This window comes from Kothea flammea (assembly GCF_052161645.1).
In the GTDB taxonomy this organism is placed as follows: Bacteria; Planctomycetota; Planctomycetia; order Pirellulales; family Pirellulaceae; genus Laterigemmans.
In genome coordinates, this window is the sequence record NZ_CP197414.1 from 5695132 (window position 1) to 5714189 (window position 19058).

Genomic DNA, 19058 nt, shown 5'->3' on the forward strand with positions numbered 1-19058 from the left:
ATGATTGCAAGCGGGTTTGGACTACGGTACCGTAATGGAATGAATTGGCGGGCCCGGATGCGCTCCGGATCGTGGCGCGAGCCGGGAACCATGCGATCCACCCCAGCCCTCGCCATACTCCGATTTTCCAGATCTACCTCAACCGCTCGGGCGAGGTGATCGCAGTCGTTCTGCGATTTACATACATTGGGACAAAACACGTCATGATCAAACAACTGAGCACTTGCATTGTCTTGCTCCTTTTCTTGAGCACTTCGTTGCCCGTGTCAGCTCAAGATGATTCCAGTTCCGGTGACGCCATGGGAGATGCCCAGTCCCAGATAGTCGCATATGAGCACGAAATCGAAGCGGGTGTCGCGGACGTTTGGAATGCGTTCACGACCAACAAGGGGCTAATGTCGTGGATGGCTCCGATCGCTGAGATAGAGCTTCGGATCGGCGGAAAGATGACGTCCAACTACAACAAAGACGGTGAACTTGGCGACGCAACCACTATCGAGAACACGATCCTTAGCTACGAACCGGAACGTATGTTGTCACTTCAGGCAACTAGATTTCCGGCGGGATTTCCCTTTGAAGAAGCTGCAAAAGGTACTTGGTCCGTCTTTTACTTCACGCCCATTTCTCCGACACGAACTCGCGTTCGAGTTGTTGGATTAGGATACCGTGATGACGAGCAATCAAGAAAGATGAAATCGTTCTTTGCCGGTGCAAACAAGCAATCGCTTGACGGCCTCAATAAAGCGCTGGTTGAAAAACTGAAGTCCGCGGCTTCGAAGTAGCACGCGATCCGTCGCAGAACAATTTGATGCACCCGAGTTGCCGACGGTGCGGGATCTGAATTCAACGTCGCTCGCGGCAACCGGGTGATCATGGACGTTCCCCGAACCGATGATGCCCTACGTTGATCCTGGCGAACCTGGCACCTGTGATGAGTGTGGCAGCCCATTTGTCCGCACGGCGATGGCAATGTCTGGACTCTGCCGCGAATGCGCTTTCTGGATTTACGGGAAAGCACGTTGCAACCATTTGATACGGGACGGAGCATGCACTCAATGTGGCTGGGACGGCTCGACTTCTGAGTACATTCTGCACATCAAACTTCACGGTGATCCGCATCGAGACCCATCAGCGTCAACGCAGAAACCCAAGTCTTCAATTGCCGACCTTTTTGATCCCGAGCCGGAGCAATGGGGGCTTCGTGGCGATCCATACCTGTGGCGCGAAATGAAGACGATGTTCTCTAACGCTTCACTTCCGCAGACTGGAACGGAGTTTCGTGACGCGATTCTAAGTGCATTCCAAGACCTCGTCGGAATGCGGATTGAAGACGGGCAAGATATGTGTTTCGTTGAACGATACGCACACGGCGGCATGTCCAGCGGGCAGGTAAGTCTACAGTTTTGGTCTAATACGGCCTTATCGATACTCGGTCTGCGGTACGCGAATGCCCAAGGTCGGGAGAGGCTTGCCGAATGGCGCGACAGCGACGGGGAACCATCGGATGCACACGAGTCGCCGAGTTGAGTTTATTGAAGTGGTCAGTCGATCGCGGCGACCGTGTGATCCGTACCGTTACACAAAGAAAACTGAGTGAAAACCAACCCTCTCATATCGCAACGTTTCGCTGAGTTGGCCGACAAGGCTTCCGCTATCCATGATGCGAAGACTCTTGACTTCGTTGCGCGTGATAGCGGCACGCATTACTACGACATCAGTTCTCCCGACGCCAAAGGCTGGTCCACCAACGTGTTGAATCTTCTGCAACGCGTGTTTGGAGAGGACAGCATTCATTTCAAGCATTTTACAGAGGATGCCACGAACGTTGGCAATTCCGAACTCTCGTTTCGGAGAATCGTTGCAATATTCGAGGCTGCACGCGAGGACTATGAGGGCGGCTATCTCTTCAATTTGCAGTCGTTGGTTAAGGCAGAAGTGTTTGACGACATGCTTGAGCAGGCTGCGGCGTTGCTCAAAGCCGGATACAAGGACCCCGCATGCGTTGTCGCGGGTGTCGCGCTCGAAACTACGCTCAAAGACCTCTGTACACGCAACTCAATTCCACACGCCAAACTTGACAAGATGAATGCCGACCTTGCTAAGGCGGGTGTTTACAACAAAAGAATGCAAAAACAGATCACGGCATGGGCCGACCTGCGAAATAGTGCTGCACATGGGGACTGGTCCGCGTACACGAACGCTGATGTCGATGATATGCTCAAGGGTGTCACACGTGTCATCGCAGATTACGTGTAACCATGTGAATCGGGATAGGAGCCCGGTTACCCGGGACCCCTCCCACAACACCTAGCATGCGGGTCCGCACTAGGCGTTTCGACGCAAGGATGCAAGCGATAGCCAGCGCTCTTCAAGATTAAACAAGCCCTCGGCGGCTAGGTACTCGTTGGATAAAGCTCGTTGGACACCCGACGTCGTGGAAAGACGCCAGGGACCCTTGCCGCTCATCGCGAAGCCACGAGCGACACGATAAGACAAGCACAACGACATCAGATTCTTCAGCCGGGTCTTCGATTTCCGCCACTGCTTCCAGTAACAGGCGCGTACCCGACGACGAATCCATTTGTCTAAGTTGGTGAACGTTGTCTTCACTTGATCCAACGCAAAGTAGCCTAACCAACCACGAGCATAAGCACGGAACTCTGCATAGCGTGACTTCATCGACACGCCTCGGTTTCTACGAAAGATCTCCGAGACACGTTGTTTGAAAGTCGCGAGCTTCTTCTTGCTCACCCGGATCTGGCCGCCGTAGCCACGAAATTCGTAACCCACGTACTCAAGCCCATCCGTCTTGCGGATTTGGCTCTTGTTGTGATTGACGGACAGTTTCAATCGGTCGGTCAAGAAGCGTTCAATGCTCCCGTACACACGCCGCGCCGCCGCTTCTGTTTTCGTGAAGATCACGAAGTCATCTGCGTACCGCACGAACGGCAACCCTCGTCGTTCCAACTCCTTGTCCAAGTCATCTAAGTAGATGTTCGAAAGTAGTGGTGACAACGCCCCTCCAACAAAAGTGCAAAACTTTCTCGCTTCCGGCTTTGCTAGCTTTCTTCGCAAAAAGGGGGAAGTTGATTCGGTACACGATCCGAATCTGATCTGGCTCGACAACGACCTTGTCAATCAGTGTTCGCAGAATCTCGCGACGCAGTGTCCAGTTAGTGGATTCCAGGTTCGTGCCCACCGATTCGCAGAAGCTGTCCAAACACGACAACGACTCACGCAACGTCGACTGCTCGCGCGACTCCGATTCAAGATTCCGCAATTGCTGTTCGTGCTTCGTTAGACGGTCACGCGCACGCTTTAAGCGAGGGTCGAATTCAGCTCGATCAAGCACACCATCGGTGTACGCATCGATCAAGCGTTCCACACTGCGTTTCGATGACGCGAATTGCTTCTTGATCGATACAACAGAGTCACTATCGCTCGGCGCGGCCAGTCGTCGCTCGTACTCTTGGCGGAGCAGCTTCGGATGACGCAACAACTCACACGCATCATTCCACACGGCCTCATCAAGTTTGTCGGTGCGCACCTGTTTGCACTCGCAGACTCGCTTGCCGCCAAACCGATATCCATCGGTTCCGATGCAACGATAGTAGGCGTAAGAACGCACTTTGCCTTTTGCACTCTTGCTACTGACTGGTTTGCCGTAAAACGCATATCCACAATTGCTACATTCCAGCAAGCCTTGCAGTAGATACTTCGCTCCACGACGTGACTCGTGACCACGCTGTCGGTTCTCGGTCAACTGTGTTTGCACGGCATCGAACAGCTCCGATGAAACGATTGCCGGAACCGAAATCGACAACTGCTCGCTCGCTTCGGTATCGTAAGTAGAACCTGTGCGTCGCGGCGTTTTCGAGTTGCCTCGTTGAGTTCGAAGCTGCGGCCGTCGCGGTCCCGTGCGTGTCTTTCCAAACGCCGCAGAGCCTTTATATGCCGGGTTTTTCAGCATTCCCCACACCGTTGTTCGATCCCACGTGGCTTTGCCTGTCGCCGTCACCGTGTCCGACTTCGTCAGCCGACGCGTCGCTTCACCAATCGACAATCGATCGCGACCGACCCACTGGAACACCTGCCGGACAACAGCCGCTTGTTGCTCATCAATTTCATAAGCGGCTTGCCCATCACCGTCGCGACGGGTGATGTAGTGGTATCCGTACGGTGCAGCAGATAACACGCTCGCGCTGCCGCGCGTGGCTGCGTGACGCTTGCCGCGACGACTGCGTTCCATGATCTTGGCGCGTTCGTATTCAGCAAACATGCCTTGCATCTGCAACAGCAAATCTTCTTCAGGACTGGCACCGATCGCGCGGTTGAGAAACACGATTTCAATACCCAGCTTTTGCAATTCATCAACGATCAATACTTGATAGGCATACTTGCGTGCCAGTCGATCGGGCGAATGAACGTAGAGTCTTTGAAACTGACCCACGTATGCTGCATCTCTCAGTCGCTCGAGCGCTGGCCGATGAAGTGTTGAACCGCTCACTCCATCGTCGAGAAAGCAGTTCTTGTCTTGCAATGAGACTTCGTCTGCACTCACTTTTCGACGCATGTCGGCCACTTGAGATTCGATGGTTTGCTCTTGAGCCTGCGCGTCCGATGAGACTCGCCCGTAGATGGCCGCTTCGACGTTTGAATTGGAATGAGTCGTCATGCGACAGCCTCCAGTTGATCCCGTTGCTGCGGCACGCTCTGAGCTCCAAAGTCGTGTTGCGTCGAAGGCCCGCTGCCCTGACCGTCGACCGCGTCAGTGTCCAAACCGAGTTTGGCAGCACGACTGTTACCGGCGGAGCAACCACGCTCGGCCAGATCAAAAACCTGAGCTAGCAACTCGCGTTCGATCCGAATTGGGTGGTAACTGCGAATGACAGCAATGGATTGGCTGTCAGTTTTGAGTTTGGCAGGCTTTGCCATCGGAATCTCCTCCATGAGACATTTGCAATCAATCTGTAAACACTTGCTTGAAAACAGCTTACGGCGACTTCCAGCCTTCGCCATACGCCGTCGTCAACGCCTTTCTTGGGATCAATCTATCCAAGAAACCGCCGTTGTTTGCAATATCGTTGGAGGAGCGAACGGGCCGCCTTGCATAGTTCCTTCTTCGCTGGGTTGGCATAAGCCGTCGACCAACACACCGGCTCTCAAGTAGCGTCCGATCAATTTCAAAAGGCGTTTGTCGTGGACCTTGCGGGCCACGCGTGTCATCAATATATCGTGATTGACTCTGTCAAAATATTTCGACAGATCCATATCGACGCATCGACGACGACCACCTCGAATGATCTTTTGCACTTGCTTGACTGCATCTTTAGCCGAGCGGTGAGGTCGGTAGCCGAAACTCGACTCGGAGAAGTCCGGATCGAAGATCGGGGTGAGGACTAACACAATGGCAGTCTGTATCAAACGGTCGAGCAAGTTTGGAATACCGAGCTCTCGCGTGCCGCCATCGGGTTTATCGATGCTAACGCGCCGTACCGGTTGGGGACGGTACGTTCCATCGAGGAGTTGCTGACGGATGCCTTCCCATTGTGGTCGGAACCACTCAGGAAAGTTTTCGATCGTGACGCCGTCGGGGCCAGGGGCTCCACGGTTTGCTTTGACTTTCGCCCAAGCCGCCTCGATCGTGCCTTCGTCAACAATCTCTTCCATCAAAGCGTGGCTTTCGTCCAAGGCTGACTTCTCGATGGACGCCTGAGCTGAATCATCACGCTGGATGTTTTGCGATTGCTCCACAAACTCTTCCCAGAGGGAGAGCTGTTTCGCCGGTTCGTTCGGCTGGTCAGAGTTCATCGGTGGTTCGTTCCTTGTCTTGTGACGTTCAGGCCTTCATGTCGCCGTTGGCTTCGGCGGTTCGCTACTATGCCCTCTGCTGCCGACTTCAATCGTGGGCTCGTGTTACCACGGCCCACCCCGCGTTGGAGCAAGCTCTACTGGCGGACACAGGATGAAGCCCTCCCCAAATAAGGGACGTCGGGGTTTGATGTAATCGCCCCGCGACACGTGATCTGTCCCCGCCCAAGTGCCCGATCTACCTGCGCTCGTTCTTCCGGTTCGGTTTCGTGGTCAGCAGCCCACTCACCTCGAGTCGTCGGCCTCATATCGGATTTCTGTTCGTCACCTGGCGGGTCTTGGCGTAAATGCGGTTAGCACGTCTTGGCCGGGGAAACCTTGTCCGATTCAGTCATCGTCGAACCGCACGTTCCCCGCACCGGAGCTAACTTCACGAGCACATTCGCAGGCTTCCTTTCCACGGTCGGTCACCCTTCCGCAGTTGCCCTCGCCTCGTACTGTCTTTCTTCGGAGTTACATTTGGTATACTGCCTCGTCGTGAAAGAAACCGGAACTGAGTACAGGGGACTTGCACCCCACAAGATCACGCCCATGTTGGGCGTACTGCACGGGAGCGGCGTGCATCACGTTACTTGAAATCGGCGTCCACTCACGCCGCCCGCTGATTGCAGGCGTTAGGACGACGACAGCAGATCGGAAACGTCTGCCTTGCCGTCGATGTTCGCGTTCTCTATTGCTGACTTGACAAGCATTTCCGCAGCGTCAATCAACCCGAGTCCTGTCGACCAATGTGGAATCACATGGTTCGACGCCCAATCCTGCAATTCGCTGAACTGCTCGTCCGTCAGTTCTTCTGTACTGTCGATCCCTCTCATCGTTTCTGGTGGAGTCGCCCGCGTTAGTGCCGCCAATGCTTCGTAGAGCGGGTCTTTCACGTCTGCAATAAATGCCACAGTCGCGATCCTAACAACCCAATGCACCCCAGCCGCCGATAGGGTCGTTTGAAATGGTGAATCACCTCGCAGCGGCGGGGTGATTGGGGGCGTTCCCGGCGTCAAGCTCTTCGGGCCTAAACTTGGTCTGTCTACAATCGTCCATTGAAAGCTCATGCTCGATGATTGGTGCGCGCGAACAAGCCTCGAGTACTGATCGATGCGATTGCCTCGCAACTTGCTATCGGTTGAACCAGTGCCAACTGCGTCCTTTCCGGACGAACCTGATGCTGCCGAAGTTGCTCGCGAGATACCTCCAATTAAATTTTCCACTGCCGTACCAGGCGAAGATGCTCGCAATAAAGTCAATCGGGCTCCCGGAACTCAAAAATGATTGCAAGCGGGTTTGGACTACGGTACCGTAATGGAATGAATTGGCGGGCCCGGATGCGCTCCGGATCGTGGCGCGAGCCGGGAACCATGCGATCCACCCCAGCCCTCGCCATACTCCGATTTTTCAAATCTACCTCAACCGCTCCGGCGAGGTGATCGCCGTCGTTCCCGGGTCAAGCTCTTCGGGCCTGAACTTGGTCTCTCTGCAATCGTCCATTGAAAGCCCATGCTCGATGATTGGTGCGCGCGAACGAGTCTCGAGTACTGATCGATGCGATTGCCTCGCAACTTGCTATCGGTTGAACCAGTGCCAACTGCGTCCTTTCCGGACGAACCTGATGCTGCCGAAGTTGCTCGCGAGATACCTCCAATTAAATTTTCCACTGCCGTACCAGGCGAAGATGCTCGCAATAAAGTCAATCGGGCTCCCGGAACTCAAAAATGATTGCAAGCGGGTTTGGACTACGGTACCGTAATGGAATGAATTGGCGGGCCCGGATGCGCTCCGGATCGTGGCGCGAGCCGGGAACCATGCGATCCACCCCAGCCCTCGCCATGCTCCGATTTTTCAGATCTACCTCAACCGCTCGGGCGAGGTGATCGCCGCCGTTATCCGACAGAGTGTAGATGTCACCGATGCTGTTCATTTTCGTGTGGTACACCTTGCCGATATTTGCGTATGTCGGCGTGAGGTGCTGCACCGAACGTGCAATTCGCATGCCCGCGATCTTATGGACGATGGTGTGCGGCTACGTGTTGATCATCGCTACAGTTGTGGCGGCCAACGCAGCTGATCGATCGACAATGAAGACGTTTGATCTGAATCGCAACGGAAGAATCGACGGATTCGAACGCACAAGCGAGGCCGACCGCGCGATACGAAATCAAGGAAACGACACGGGACGCGCACTCGCCCCCATACTCGGGATTCCGTTGACCGCAATTTGGTACGCAGTGCTCTATGGTCTCTTGTTCAGTGGTGATTGGACTTTCAGAAAGCTATTCAGTCGCACATACATTTCACCTAACCCGATAGCGGAACCTGAACATAGGAGCGGATAACAACAGCATGCAGCCGAGTTGCGATCGGCGCGTTTTCGCATTGAGCATCAATCGTCGCAACCGGCTGATGCTAAACGTTGTTATGCACCTGAGAACGGATGAGCTGGAAAAAACTCACTGCCGCAATCGCTCGTTCGGTTTACCTGTTTGCTATGTATACCGGCATTCGCGCTGTTGTGAATCGTGCTCGCAATGTTTTTCTGCCGCTGCCGCGCGCCGCTGCAATCGACGGAGCGACGATTCAGTTCGACGAATCCGTTTCCGTCAGGGTGCGGGTGCACGCGAGGATTCCTCCCACCCCAGGTCGCGAGGCACGAGTCGCCGGAATGATCTCGGTGTATCTTGAGGACCCAGGCATTTCTCGCAGTCTGTATTCACTATTGCGACTCAGCAGTCACTTTGGCTGTGGACACATCGAATTGGCGTTCCGCGAAGACGACAGCAGCGTCTGTGTATTTGCAGTTCGCAACATGCTGCGTTCCAATCTGCATCGCCTTGGGTGCAGCGCGTGCTTTCGTGATTTGCCGCTCGGGACGGAACGTGATGAGATTGTCGTTCTCGCACGGATCTTTGATGAACTTCGAACGCATGGTCTGAATGCATACCTCGCGTCGCCAGCGGATTGCGTGAATCTGGCCATGTCTCCTTGGCTCCTAAGACCAAAAACACGTGGCCGTGCGATCAAGGCACTGACTCGGAAATATGAGCGAATGGCGGGACAGCTTGCGATGCATAACAATCCGTTGCACGCGGAGCCGCGGGCCGCGCGGCTTCTGAAATCAATCTCGTTCGCCGCGGCCCGGTGAACGGTGTCGTTCCCGGCGTCAAGCTCTTCGGGCCTGAACTTGGTCTCTCTGCAATCGTCCATTGAAAGCCCATGCTCGATGATTGGTGCGCGCGAACAAGCCTCGAGTACTGATCGATGCGCTTGCCTTGCAACTTGCTATCGGTTGAACCAGTGCCAACTGCGTCCTTTCCGGACGAACCTGATGCTGCCGAAGTTGCTCGCGAGATACCTCCAATTAAATTTTCCACTGCCGTCCCAGGCGAAGATGCTCGCAATAAAGTCAATCTGGCTCCCGGAACTCAAAAATGATTGCAAGCGGGCTTGGACTACGGTACCGTAATGGAATGAATTGGCCGGCCCGGATGCGCTCCGGATCGTGGCGCGAGCCGGGAACCATACGATCCACCCCAGCCCTCGCCATACTCCGATTTTTCAAATCTAGCTCTACCGCTCGGGCGAGGTAATCGCAACCGTTACGGCTGCGGAGGATGAAGCTTGCGCTGACGGAATCCAATGCGGCAGTTGCGCTTGGATGATTTCCAGTTTTCGAGGTGCGCGTGGATGATCTTCAAGGGCGGCGGTGCGCTTAAATGATTTTGAGAACTGAAGGTGCGCGGACGCCGGATTCCGTAACCATTTCTTCGCTGCGAGCCTGACCATTCCAGTCGTCCCGGAGCCCAAGAAGCGATCTGCAAAAATAGTTGATCCGATCAATGGCGATTGGTACGATCAGGCCAGGCTGCAGCTCGCGGGAGTTCCGTGCCGAGAAAAGCATCCGTAACAATACGATGCAACCCAGCCCGAAAAACTTTGGTTCCTTGCGATCCAGCTCATCCTCGGGCGGGCTGATCGTTACCGTTCCCGGGTCAAGCTCTTCGGTCCTGAACTTGGTCTGTCTACAATCGTCCATTGAAAGCTCATGCTCGATGATTGGTGCGCGCGAACAAGCCTCGAGTACTGATCGACGCGCTTGCCTCGCAAATTGCTATCGGTTGAACCAGTGCCAACTGCGTCCTTTCCGGACGAACCTGATGCTGCCGAAGTTGCTCGCGAGATACCTCGAATTAAATTTCCCACTGCCGTCCCAGGCGAAGATGCTCGCAATAAAGTCAATCTGGCTCCCGGAACTCAAAAATGATTGCAAGCGGGTTTGGACTGCGGTACCGTAATGGAATGAATTGGCAGGCCCGGATGCGCTCGGGATCGTGGCGCGAGCCGGGAACCATGCGATCCACCCCAGCCCTCGCCATACTCCGATTTTTCAAATCTACCTCTACCGCTCGGGCGAGGTGATCGCAGTCGTTCGGCAACAAGAATAAAGCGAGAGTCACATGGGAAGACCAGTCGTCCATTTTGATATCGGCTGTCCTGACGCGCAACGGTCACGAGCATTCTACGAAGCGACCTTCGGATGGACTTCGGAGGAATATGGGCCCTTATCATTTAAACTAAATACTGGCTCGCAGGACGGAATTCATGGTTTCACGACTGCGCTAGGCCATGAGCCGCACAATTATGTGATGCTGTATATTGAGGTCGAAGACATACCACGACAGGTCGCGTTGATCGAGTCAAATGGGGGAAGTATTGTTGTCCCGGAAACCCAGGTCCCTGGAAGTGGCCACTTTGCTTGGTGTCGAGATCCCCACGGCAACTTGTTCGGGCTCTGGAAGCCACAATCGTGATGCCGAAGTCGCCGAACAAGGCGGTCAACCCGAGCGGCGGATGACACGGGTTTTTGAAATCACAGTTACTTGGCCGCCGCCGGGTTACCTCGGTCGTTCCCGGCGTCAAGCTCTTCGGGCCTAAACTTGGTCTCTCTGCAATCGTCCATTGAAAGCCCATGCTCGATGATTGGTGCGCGCGAACGAGTCTCGAGTACTGATCGATGCGATTGCCTCGCAACTTGCTATCGGTTGAACCAGTGCCAACTGCGTCCTTTCCGGACGAACCTGATGCTGCCGAAGTTGCTCGCGAGATACCTCCAATTAAATTTTCCACTGCCGTACCAGGCGAAGATGCTCGCAATAAAGTCAATCGGGCTCCCGGAACTCAAAAATGATTGCAAGCGGGTTTGGACTACGGTACCGTAATGGAATGAATTGGCGGGCCTAGATGCGCTCCGGATCGTGGCGCGAGCCGGGAACCATGCGATCCACCCCAGCCCTCGCCATACTCCGATTTTTCAAATCTACCTCAACCGCTCGGGCGAGGTGATCGCCGCCGTTAGGTGCATGACGAAGGGAAAACAAATTGCGGAACAATAACGTCATGAAGATTCTGGCCGCAGGACTCGTTGGCGGCTTTCTTGGAAACGGGGTGCTGGGCGCCTTGTTTTCCAGCCCACCGGTGCAAGCGATTCTTTACAATCCCGAATGGCAAAGCCAACTCTTCATCGATGTCACTCCGAAACGAAACATACCCGTCTCGGTCACTGGCCTTGTGGTGTTAAGCATAATACATGCGTGGCTTTTTAGTGTTTTCATGCCCTCGATGCCTGGCACGACATGGTTCAAAAAAGGAATGTTCTGGGGCCTCACGATCTGGTTGATGTATTGGCTGTTTCAGGAATGGTTTATCTACAATACGTTGCTTGATGAACCGCTTGTTCTGAATTTGCTCGAACTGAGTCTCTTGATGTGTGGTTCGTTGGTTGAAGGAATAGTCATTGCATTTGTTCTTGCAGGCACGCCGTCACGAATTGCCGAATGAGACAACAACGCACCTAACAATTGCAATCGGGATAGGAGCCCGGTTACCCGGGACCCCTCCCACAACACCTAGCATGCGGGTCCGCACTAGGCGTTTCGACGCAAGGATGCAAGCGATAGCCAGCGCTCTTCAAGATTAAACAAGCCCTCGGCGGCTAGGTACTCGTTGGATAAAGCTCGTTGGACACCCGACGTCGTGGAAAGACGCCAGGGACCCTTGCCGCTCATCGCGAAGCCACGAGCGACACGATAAGACAAGCACAACGACATCAGATTCTTCAGCCGGGTCTTCGATTTCCGCCACTGCTTCCAGTAACAGGCGCGTACCCGACGACGAATCCATTTGTCTAAGTTGGTGAACGTTGTCTTCACTTGATCCAACGCAAAGTAGCCTAACCAACCACGAGCATAAGCACGGAACTCTGCATAGCGTGACTTCATCGACACGCCTCGGTTTCTACGAAAGATCTCCGAGACACGTTGTTTGAAAGTCGCGAGCTTCTTCTTGCTCACCCGGATCTGGCCGCCGTAGCCACGAAATTCGTAACCCACGTACTCAAGCCCATCCGTCTTGCGGATTTGGCTCTTGTTGTGATTGACGGACAGTTTCAATCGGTCGGTCAAGAAGCGTTCAATGCTCCCGTACACACGCCGCGCCGCCGCTTCTGTTTTCGTGAAGATCACGAAGTCATCTGCGTACCGCACGAACGGCAACCCTCGTCGTTCCAACTCCTTGTCCAAGTCATCTAAGTAGATGTTGGCCAGCAGCGGAGACATCGCTCCTCCAACGATATTGCAAACAACGGCGGTTTCTTGGATAGATTGATCCCAAGAAAGGCGTTGACGACGGCGTATGGCGAAGGCTGGAAGTCGCCGTAAGCTGTTTTCAAGCAAGTGTTTACAGATTGATTGCAAATGTCTCATGGAGGAGATTCCGATGGCAAAGCCTGCCAAACTCAAAACTGACAGCCAATCCATTGCTGTCATTCGCAGTTACCATCCAATTCGGATCGAACGCGAGTTGCTAGCTCAGGTTTTTGATCTGGCCGAGCGTGGTTGCTCCGCCGGTAACAGTCGTGCTGCCAAACTCGGTTTGGACACTGACGCGGTCGACGGTCAGGGCAGCGGGCCTTCGACGCAACACGACTTTGGAGCTCAGAGCGTGCCGCAGCAACGGGATCAACTGGAGGCTGTCGCATGACGACTCATTCCAATTCAAACGTCGAAGCGGCCATCTACGGGCGAGTCTCATCGGACGCGCAGGCTCAAGAGCAAACCATCGAATCTCAAGTGGCCGACATGCGTCGAAAAGTGAGTGCAGACGACGTCTCATTGCAAGACAAGAACTGCTTTCTCGACGATGGAGTGAGCGGTTCAACACTTCATCGGCCAGCGCTCGAGCGACTGAGAGATGCAGCATACGTGGGTCAGTTTCAAAGACTCTACGTTCATTCGCCCGATCGACTGGCACGCAAGTATGCCTATCAAGTTTTGATCGTTGATGAATTGCAAAAGCTGGGTATTGAAATCGTGTTTCTCAACCGCGCGATCGGTGCCAGTCCTGAAGAAGATTTGCTGTTGCAGATGCAAGGCATGTTTGCTGAATACGAACGCGCCAAGATCATGGAACGCAGTCGTCGCGGCAAGCGTCACGCAGCCACGCGCGGCAGCGCGAGCGTGTTATCTGCTGCGCCGTACGGATACCACTACATCACCCGTCGCGACGGTGATGGGCAAGCCGCGTATGAAATTGATGAGCAACAAGCGGCTGTTGTCCGGCAGGTGTTCCAGTGGGTCGGTCGCGATCGATTGTCGATTGGTGAAGCGACGCGTCGGCTGACGAAGTCGGACACGGTGACGGCGACAGGCAAAGCCACGTGGGATCGAACAACGGTGTGGGGAATGCTGAAAAACCCGGCATATAAAGGCTCTGCGGCGTTTGGAAAGACACGCACGGGACCGCGACGGCCGCAGCTTCGAACTCAACGAGGCAACTCGAAAACGCCGCGACGCACAGGTTCTACTTACGATACCGAAGCGAGCGAGCAGTTGTCGATTTCGGTTCCGGCAATCGTTTCATCGGAGCTGTTCGATGCCGTGCAAACACAGTTGACCGAGAACCGACAGCGTGGTCACGAGTCACGTCGTGGAGCGAAGTATCTACTGCAAGGCTTGCTGGAATGTAGCAATTGTGGATATGCGCTTTACGGCAAACCAGTCAGTAGCAAGAGTGCAAAAGGCAAAGTGCGTTCTTACGCCTACTATCGTTGCATCGGAACCGATGGATATCGGTTTGGCGGCAAGCGAGTCTGCGAGTGCAAACAGGTGCGCACCGACAAACTTGATGAGGCCGTGTGGAATGATGCGTGTGAGTTGTTGCGTCATCCGAAGCTGCTCCGCCAAGAGTACGAGCGACGACTGGCCGCGCCGAGCGATAGTGACTCTGTTGTATCGATCAAGAAGCAATTCGCGTCATCGAAACGCAGTGTGGAACGCTTGATCGATGCGTACACCGATGGTGTGCTTGATCGAGCTGAATTCGACCCTCGCTTAAAGCGTGCGCGTGACCGTCTAACGAAGCACGAACAGCAATTGCGGAATCTTGAATCGGAGTCGCGCGAGCAGTCGACGTTGCGTGAGTCGTTGTCGTGTTTGGACAGCTTCTGCGAATCGGTGGGCACGAACCTGGAATCCACTAACTGGACACTGCGTCGCGAGATTCTGCGAACACTGATTGACAAGGTCGTTGTCGAACCAGATCAGATTCGGATCGTGTACCGAATCAACTTCCCCCTTTTTGCGAAGAAAGCTAGCAAAGCCGGAAGCGAGAAAGTTTTGCACTTTTGTTGGAGGAGCGAACGGGCCGCCCTGTGGAGTGCCTACTTCGGTTGCTTGCAAAACGCCTTTAACCATTACACCGGCTCGCAGGAAGCGTCCGATCAGACGCAGCACTTGTTTGTCTCGGACCCGACGAGCCACTTGCGCCATTAAGACGTCATGTTGGACTCTATCGAACGAACTTCGACAAGTCAAAATCTGCGGCATAGCGGTAGCCACGACGGATCGTGGCACGCACCTGCTTGGCTGCTCCGTGAGCCGAGCGCCGAGGTCGAAAGCCGTGACTCGATTCGCTAAAGTGCGGATCGAAAATCGGCGTTAAGACTTGCACGATGGCTTGTTGGATCAAGCGGTCGACTATGTTTGGTATACCTAGCAAACGCTGACCACCATCGGGTTTGGCGATGGACTTTTGTCGCACAGCACCGGGCGTGTACGTACCATCGACCAAGGCTGGCTGCTCGGCTCGCGCCGCGACGTTTGATCCCGGTCGGGATAGTGAACCTGTGGTCTCGTGACCATCGCCGCCTGAATGATACAGGTCGACTTGCCGCGAGGGGTTCCTTCGTCGCAAGTGAGCCGATGGCTCCTCCTTGTTCTTCATCGTTCGGTCCTTCCTGTTTCCGTTGGACTCGGAAGCTCAGTACTATGCCCTCTGCTGATCCCTGCCTCGCCCACCGTGGATTGCTCCGCGATGTTCCCGGCTTTCAGGCAAGCCTTACCCGCGGGAACGAACGACGGCTCGCATGCCGTCTGGCAGGTCTCCCCGGATAAGAGCGTGATGTTTCGCTGCGCAAGCTCTCCGTTTACCTGAGCGGCGGATTGGTAACGGCTTCGCGATGTTGTGCTCGCTCGCCCGGCCGCCCCGGCCTTATACGAAGTTTCTATCCGTAGCCTCGCAGCTTTGACGTGATCGCGTCCGGGTGGCGATAAACAAACCCGGCGTTTACGCACACGATCGCAGGCTTCCTCTCCACGGTCTGTTGCCTCGCCGCAGTTGCCCTCGTCTCGTAATTGACTTTCGTCGTGGAACATTTGGTATGCTGTTAATGAAAGGTTTCCAATCTCGTACAGGAGACTCGCACCCCATAACATCACGCCCGTGCCGGGCGTACCCAAAGCGTTGGACGCGGAGCCGCCGATCGCGTCTGTTTTGAAGTCAATGTTGGTTGGCGGCGGCCCGGTCAACGCGGTCGTTTTTTGGCTCGATCGATGCAACTTTTCTACAGCAATGACTACTCGGCTACCTCACACGCCATTGACGCCACGCAGAAACCGCGTTGGATTGCTGAGTCTATTCTCAACTTTCCCATCACCAATGTAGTGCTTGAATCACCTACGGCCGTCAGCGTCGACCAACTCATACTTATTCACGATATCGCGTATGTGGAAGCGGTAAGAACCGGTTCGCCACGGAAACTTGCAAGCTCGTCTTCATATCCATGGAATGGAAATACCTGGACTTCAGCGATTGCATCGTGCGGTGGAATGGTGGCTGCGTGTAGCGCGGCATTGTGCGATGGCGTGTCAGGATCACTTAGCGCCGGGTTTCATCACGCCAAACGGGAGCGGGGCCACTTGCATTGCGTCTTCAATGGACTTGCCCTCGCAATACATCAACTCCACACTTCTGGCGTTAAACGGATATTGCATATCGATTTGGACGCTCATTGCGGTGGCGGAACGTTCTCTCTTGTTGGCGCGCTAAGTGGATATCATCAACTCGATGTTTCATGTTTCCAAACCGACAAATACACGCCTACTGGTGAATCGACTCTTGATTTAGTCGAATCTGCCGAGGTCTATTTATCCACGGTGGCCGACCGACTGGACCAGTTGGCAGGCCGAATGGCCGATTTCGAAATTTGTGTATATTACGCGGGAATGGACCCTCACGAGGGATCCGCGTTTGGGGGGCTGCCGGGCATCGACGCTTTTTTGTTGGCCGAACGCGATGAAATGGTGTTTTCGTCAATGCGCCGCCATAACGTCCCCGTGGCATTTGGGCTGGGTGGCGGTTATCTTGGTCCCGGACTCAACCGAAATGGATTGGTCGACCTTCATAGGACGACCATCAAGCTAGGTGCCACGTGCGCCAAAGAACAAACGGATGAACGCGAGCCGGGATAAGCTGGGCTGGCTCGCTGCGCTCGGCAACGCCAACTCCCGGCCGCGTTATCCTGAGCGTTATTTGGAAAGCAACATGTATCGCTGTATTGCCGCATTCTTCGTGTTGGTCGTGTTTTCCATGAACGCTCTCTCCGTCGCCGCCGATGCGGCGAGCGACACAATCTCGTCCGACGGAACATCGATCGCTTACAAAACTTTTGGGAGTGGACCGGCGGTCGTCTTTGTTCATGGGCTAACCGGATCGCAGAAAGACTTTGCTCCACTTGCAAAGGAGTTTGCAAATGCCGGATTCAGGGCGATCGTTTTCGATATCCGTGGTCATGGTGCGAGTGGCAAACCGCACTCTCCCGACGCGTACGGCCAACAAATCCTACGCGATATTCGAAATTTGTTGGACCATTTGTCTATCGACTCTGCACATATCATTGGGTACTCAATGGGAGGGGACATCGCCAACAAATTCCGCGAACTGTACCCCACAAGGACACTTTCCTGTGTGATCGGTGGCGCCGGTCTTGGAACCACCATTGGTTGGGCAGACCGTCCGCATGACTTCAACCAGATCGCAGATTCATTGAAACAGAGAGACGGATTCGTGCCTTTGTTGCGATTGCCAGGGGCGATATCGCCCGGTGTCGCGACTGACAAGGAAATCGCAGAGGTCAACGCAATGATGACCAAAGGAAACGACACGAATGCCCTTGCCGCTCTTTTATGCAGCTATTCGTCGCTCGAATTGGACCCTACGCTGCTTGCATCGAATCAGGTGCGCACGCTGATCGTCGTAGGTGCTTACGACGCTGAGTACGCATCGTCGCTTGAATTGCACGAAAAATTGCTGCATTCGCAACACTGCATCCTTGATGGACTGAATCACTTCGAAGCGTGGCAGCACAAGAAATTTGCCGACGCGACGACCGCTTTCATTACAGGCCTTGATCGAACCAAATAACAATCGGGACACAACCAGCTAAAAGCACACTCGTGCAGTCAGCCTTCGGGTAGCGCCCAAATTACCCATCCTTTGTGCGGGAACCAATTTCCCATTCTCAAAACTCGAACCGTTTCCGGCGTGGAGTGCGTGATCCTAAAGGGATCGGATTCGGGAACTTTCTCGGTTCCTCGACAGTGGACTTCGATTCGCTCCATCGATTGCTACGAAGATGCGGAAGTCACTCCGACAATCCTCCGCTTGGAGCAGTTGATTGAGATGGCTGCGCTTCTCAAGACACTCGGCAAATCCGCCTCTGAAAAATAGCCCCGTTACGGTCTACTGGATACGGCTCGGTGTGCGATCGAGCGAATTCGATTTCTTCTTCTAGATGGCAATCCAATTCGCCAGGCGAAGAAGCGTTGCCATCACTTGATTGGGAGTGAAAGCCATGACGGCGACCCAACAGCAGTCAGCAGTCCAAGCTCATTCGTCGCGACGAACTTTATCGCGTGATTGTAGGACTCAGATCGCAGTACTGATCGCAAACTTAATCGAAACCCACCTGAACGAAACCAACCTGACCAAGGGGGCACAGCCCAAGTCAACGCCCAACGACGACGCCACTCTAGGCGATCGTTCCACTCACCATAACCATTCAGTCAAGGATGATTCTCATGCACGCGACGGATCAACGTTCAATCAAGATCACCGAAGCTCACCTTCAGAAGACTGCCTACGTCTACCTGCGACAATCGAGTATGGGACAAGTTCGTAACCATCGCGACGGTACCGAGCGACAGTATGCGCTAAAAGAGCATGCGAAGAACCTGGGCTGGCCAATTACACGCATCGTTGTGCTGGATCACGATCTCGGTAAGTCCGGCACTTCCACCACTGATCGCGACGATTTTAAGAAGCTTGTCGCGGACGTATCTCTTGGTAAGGCTGGAGCCGTGCTGGCGATCGAGGCCTCGCGATTGGCCCGCTCCAACGCAGATTGGCATCGCCTGATCGAAATCTGTGGCATCACCGGCACACTCATCGTTGACGAAGATGGTATCTACGATCCTTGCGACTTCAATGATGGACTGTTGTTAGGACTCAAAGGGACAATGGCTCAAGCGGAACTGCACTTCATCCGCGCTCGTCTGCAAGGCAATAAACTGAACAAGGCTCGCAAAGGAGAGTTGCGATTCCGATTGCCAGTCGGCTACGTGTTTGATGATTTGGGCTGCATTGCCAAGGACGCCGATACGCAGGTACGTTCGATGATCGCCTTGGTCTTTGACTACTTCCGGCAATGCGGCAGTGCCTACAGCGTCGCGTAGCGTTTTGCCCGGGAAAAGCTGAATTTTCCCAAGCGGAGTTACGGTGGCACTTGGGCTGGAAAACTGCATTGGGGACGTCTCACCGATTCACGCGTCACAGGTACTTTAAAGAACCCATCGTACGCCGGGGTT

General features: G+C 54.4%; 20 protein-coding genes. 11 read left to right on the forward strand and 9 right to left on the reverse strand.

All coding sequences use genetic code 11. The annotated features are described in order from the left end of the window. Nucleotides 1-299 precede the first annotated feature (299 nt). Both SH139x_RS21305 and SH139x_RS21310 read left to right on the forward strand, forming a co-directional pair. Nucleotides 300-782 carry an SRPBCC family protein gene (locus SH139x_RS21305; protein ID WP_488351781.1) on the forward strand — a complete coding sequence of 161 codons (483 nt, stop codon included), beginning with the start codon at nucleotides 300-302 and terminating at the stop codon, nucleotides 780-782. An 811-nt stretch (nucleotides 783-1593) separates the two neighbouring features. Next, complete coding sequence (locus SH139x_RS21310) at nucleotides 1594-2256, forward strand: DUF4145 domain-containing protein (RefSeq protein ID WP_488351782.1); 663 nt, start codon at nucleotides 1594-1596, stop codon at nucleotides 2254-2256. Nucleotides 2257-2325: 69 nt separating this feature from the next. Here SH139x_RS21310 and SH139x_RS21315 read toward each other — a convergent pair whose 3' ends face one another. From SH139x_RS21315 to SH139x_RS21340, 6 genes are all read right to left on the reverse strand, one after another. Beyond that, nucleotides 2326-3015 carry a group II intron maturase-specific domain-containing protein gene (locus tag SH139x_RS21315; protein WP_488351783.1) on the reverse strand — a complete coding sequence of 230 codons (690 nt, stop codon included), beginning with the start codon at nucleotides 3013-3015 and terminating at the stop codon, nucleotides 2326-2328. Then, nucleotides 2981-4675, reverse strand: coding sequence for a recombinase family protein (locus tag SH139x_RS21320; RefSeq protein ID WP_488351784.1), 1695 nt, complete (start codon nucleotides 4673-4675; stop codon nucleotides 2981-2983). Before SH139x_RS21320 ends, SH139x_RS21315 begins: the two co-directional genes overlap by 35 nt. Then, nucleotides 4672-4935, reverse strand: coding sequence for a hypothetical protein (locus tag SH139x_RS21325; RefSeq protein ID WP_488351785.1), 264 nt, complete (start codon nucleotides 4933-4935; stop codon nucleotides 4672-4674). The genes SH139x_RS21320 and SH139x_RS21325 overlap by 4 nt, the downstream gene beginning before the upstream one ends. Before the next feature lie 111 nt (nucleotides 4936-5046). Continuing rightward, the gene (locus SH139x_RS21330) at nucleotides 5047-5811 is read right to left on the reverse strand and encodes a reverse transcriptase domain-containing protein (RefSeq protein ID WP_488351786.1); all 765 of its coding nucleotides are present in this window, start codon (nucleotides 5809-5811) and stop codon (nucleotides 5047-5049) included. 674 nt (nucleotides 5812-6485) lie between these two features. Beyond that, nucleotides 6486-6764, reverse strand: a complete 279-nt coding sequence (locus SH139x_RS21335; protein ID WP_488351787.1) for a hypothetical protein — start codon at nucleotides 6762-6764, stop codon at nucleotides 6486-6488. A 788-nt stretch (nucleotides 6765-7552) separates the two neighbouring features. Next, the gene (locus tag SH139x_RS21340) at nucleotides 7553-7855 is read right to left on the reverse strand and encodes a hypothetical protein (RefSeq protein WP_488351788.1); all 303 of its coding nucleotides are present in this window, start codon (nucleotides 7853-7855) and stop codon (nucleotides 7553-7555) included. Between the two features lie 441 nt (nucleotides 7856-8296). On the opposite strand from SH139x_RS21340, the gene SH139x_RS21345 reads away from it, so the two are divergent. Beyond that, on the forward strand, nucleotides 8297-9004 hold the full coding sequence (locus SH139x_RS21345) for a hypothetical protein (RefSeq protein WP_488351789.1): 708 nt from the start codon (nucleotides 8297-8299) through the stop codon (nucleotides 9002-9004). Between the two features lie 567 nt (nucleotides 9005-9571). Here SH139x_RS21345 and SH139x_RS21350 read toward each other — a convergent pair. After that, nucleotides 9572-9895 (reverse strand): hypothetical protein, encoded by a 324-nt coding sequence (locus SH139x_RS21350; protein ID WP_488351756.1) that lies wholly within the window; start codon nucleotides 9893-9895, stop codon nucleotides 9572-9574. 421 nt (nucleotides 9896-10316) lie between these two features. On the opposite strand from SH139x_RS21350, the gene SH139x_RS21355 reads away from it, so the two are divergent. Then, nucleotides 10317-10670 carry a VOC family protein gene (locus tag SH139x_RS21355; RefSeq protein ID WP_488351790.1) on the forward strand — a complete coding sequence of 118 codons (354 nt, stop codon included), beginning with the start codon at nucleotides 10317-10319 and terminating at the stop codon, nucleotides 10668-10670. Between the two features lie 586 nt (nucleotides 10671-11256). Continuing rightward, nucleotides 11257-11697, forward strand: a complete 441-nt coding sequence (locus SH139x_RS21360) for a hypothetical protein (protein ID WP_488351791.1) — start codon at nucleotides 11257-11259, stop codon at nucleotides 11695-11697. 86 nt (nucleotides 11698-11783) lie between these two features. Here the strand turns inward: SH139x_RS21360 and SH139x_RS21365 are convergent, their stop codons facing one another. Then, nucleotides 11784-12620 (reverse strand): group II intron maturase-specific domain-containing protein, encoded by an 837-nt coding sequence (locus SH139x_RS21365; RefSeq protein ID WP_488351792.1) that lies wholly within the window; start codon nucleotides 12618-12620, stop codon nucleotides 11784-11786. A gap of 13 nt (nucleotides 12621-12633) precedes the next feature. Here SH139x_RS21365 and SH139x_RS21370 point away from each other — a divergent pair, with 13 nt between their 5' ends. Beyond that, nucleotides 12634-12897, forward strand: coding sequence for a hypothetical protein (locus tag SH139x_RS21370; RefSeq protein WP_488351785.1), 264 nt, complete (start codon nucleotides 12634-12636; stop codon nucleotides 12895-12897). Then, complete coding sequence (locus tag SH139x_RS21375) at nucleotides 12894-14687, forward strand: recombinase family protein (RefSeq protein WP_488351793.1); 1794 nt, start codon at nucleotides 12894-12896, stop codon at nucleotides 14685-14687. The genes SH139x_RS21370 and SH139x_RS21375 overlap by 4 nt, the downstream gene beginning before the upstream one ends. Before the next feature lie 16 nt (nucleotides 14688-14703). On the opposite strand, the gene SH139x_RS21380 is transcribed toward SH139x_RS21375, so the two are convergent. Next, nucleotides 14704-15138: a reverse transcriptase domain-containing protein gene (locus tag SH139x_RS21380; RefSeq protein WP_488351794.1), complete on the reverse strand. Its 435-nt coding sequence runs from the start codon at nucleotides 15136-15138 to the stop codon at nucleotides 14704-14706. A gap of 608 nt (nucleotides 15139-15746) precedes the next feature. Between SH139x_RS21380 and SH139x_RS21385 the strand changes: the two genes are divergently transcribed. The 4 genes from SH139x_RS21385 (at nucleotide 15747) to SH139x_RS21400 (ending at nucleotide 18926) form a co-directional block, all read left to right on the forward strand. Beyond that, nucleotides 15747-16664, forward strand: coding sequence for an arginase family protein (locus SH139x_RS21385; protein ID WP_488351795.1), 918 nt, complete (start codon nucleotides 15747-15749; stop codon nucleotides 16662-16664). Further along, the gene (locus SH139x_RS21390) at nucleotides 16645-17616 is read left to right on the forward strand and encodes an alpha/beta fold hydrolase (RefSeq protein WP_488351796.1); all 972 of its coding nucleotides are present in this window, start codon (nucleotides 16645-16647) and stop codon (nucleotides 17614-17616) included. Before SH139x_RS21385 ends, SH139x_RS21390 begins: the two co-directional genes overlap by 20 nt. Nucleotides 17617-17688: 72 nt before the next feature. Further along, nucleotides 17689-17922 (forward strand): DUF5372 family protein, encoded by a 234-nt coding sequence (locus SH139x_RS21395; RefSeq protein WP_488351797.1) that lies wholly within the window; start codon nucleotides 17689-17691, stop codon nucleotides 17920-17922. 350 nt (nucleotides 17923-18272) lie between these two features. After that, complete coding sequence (locus SH139x_RS21400) at nucleotides 18273-18926, forward strand: recombinase family protein (protein WP_488351798.1); 654 nt, start codon at nucleotides 18273-18275, stop codon at nucleotides 18924-18926. Nucleotides 18927-19058 lie beyond the last annotated feature (132 nt).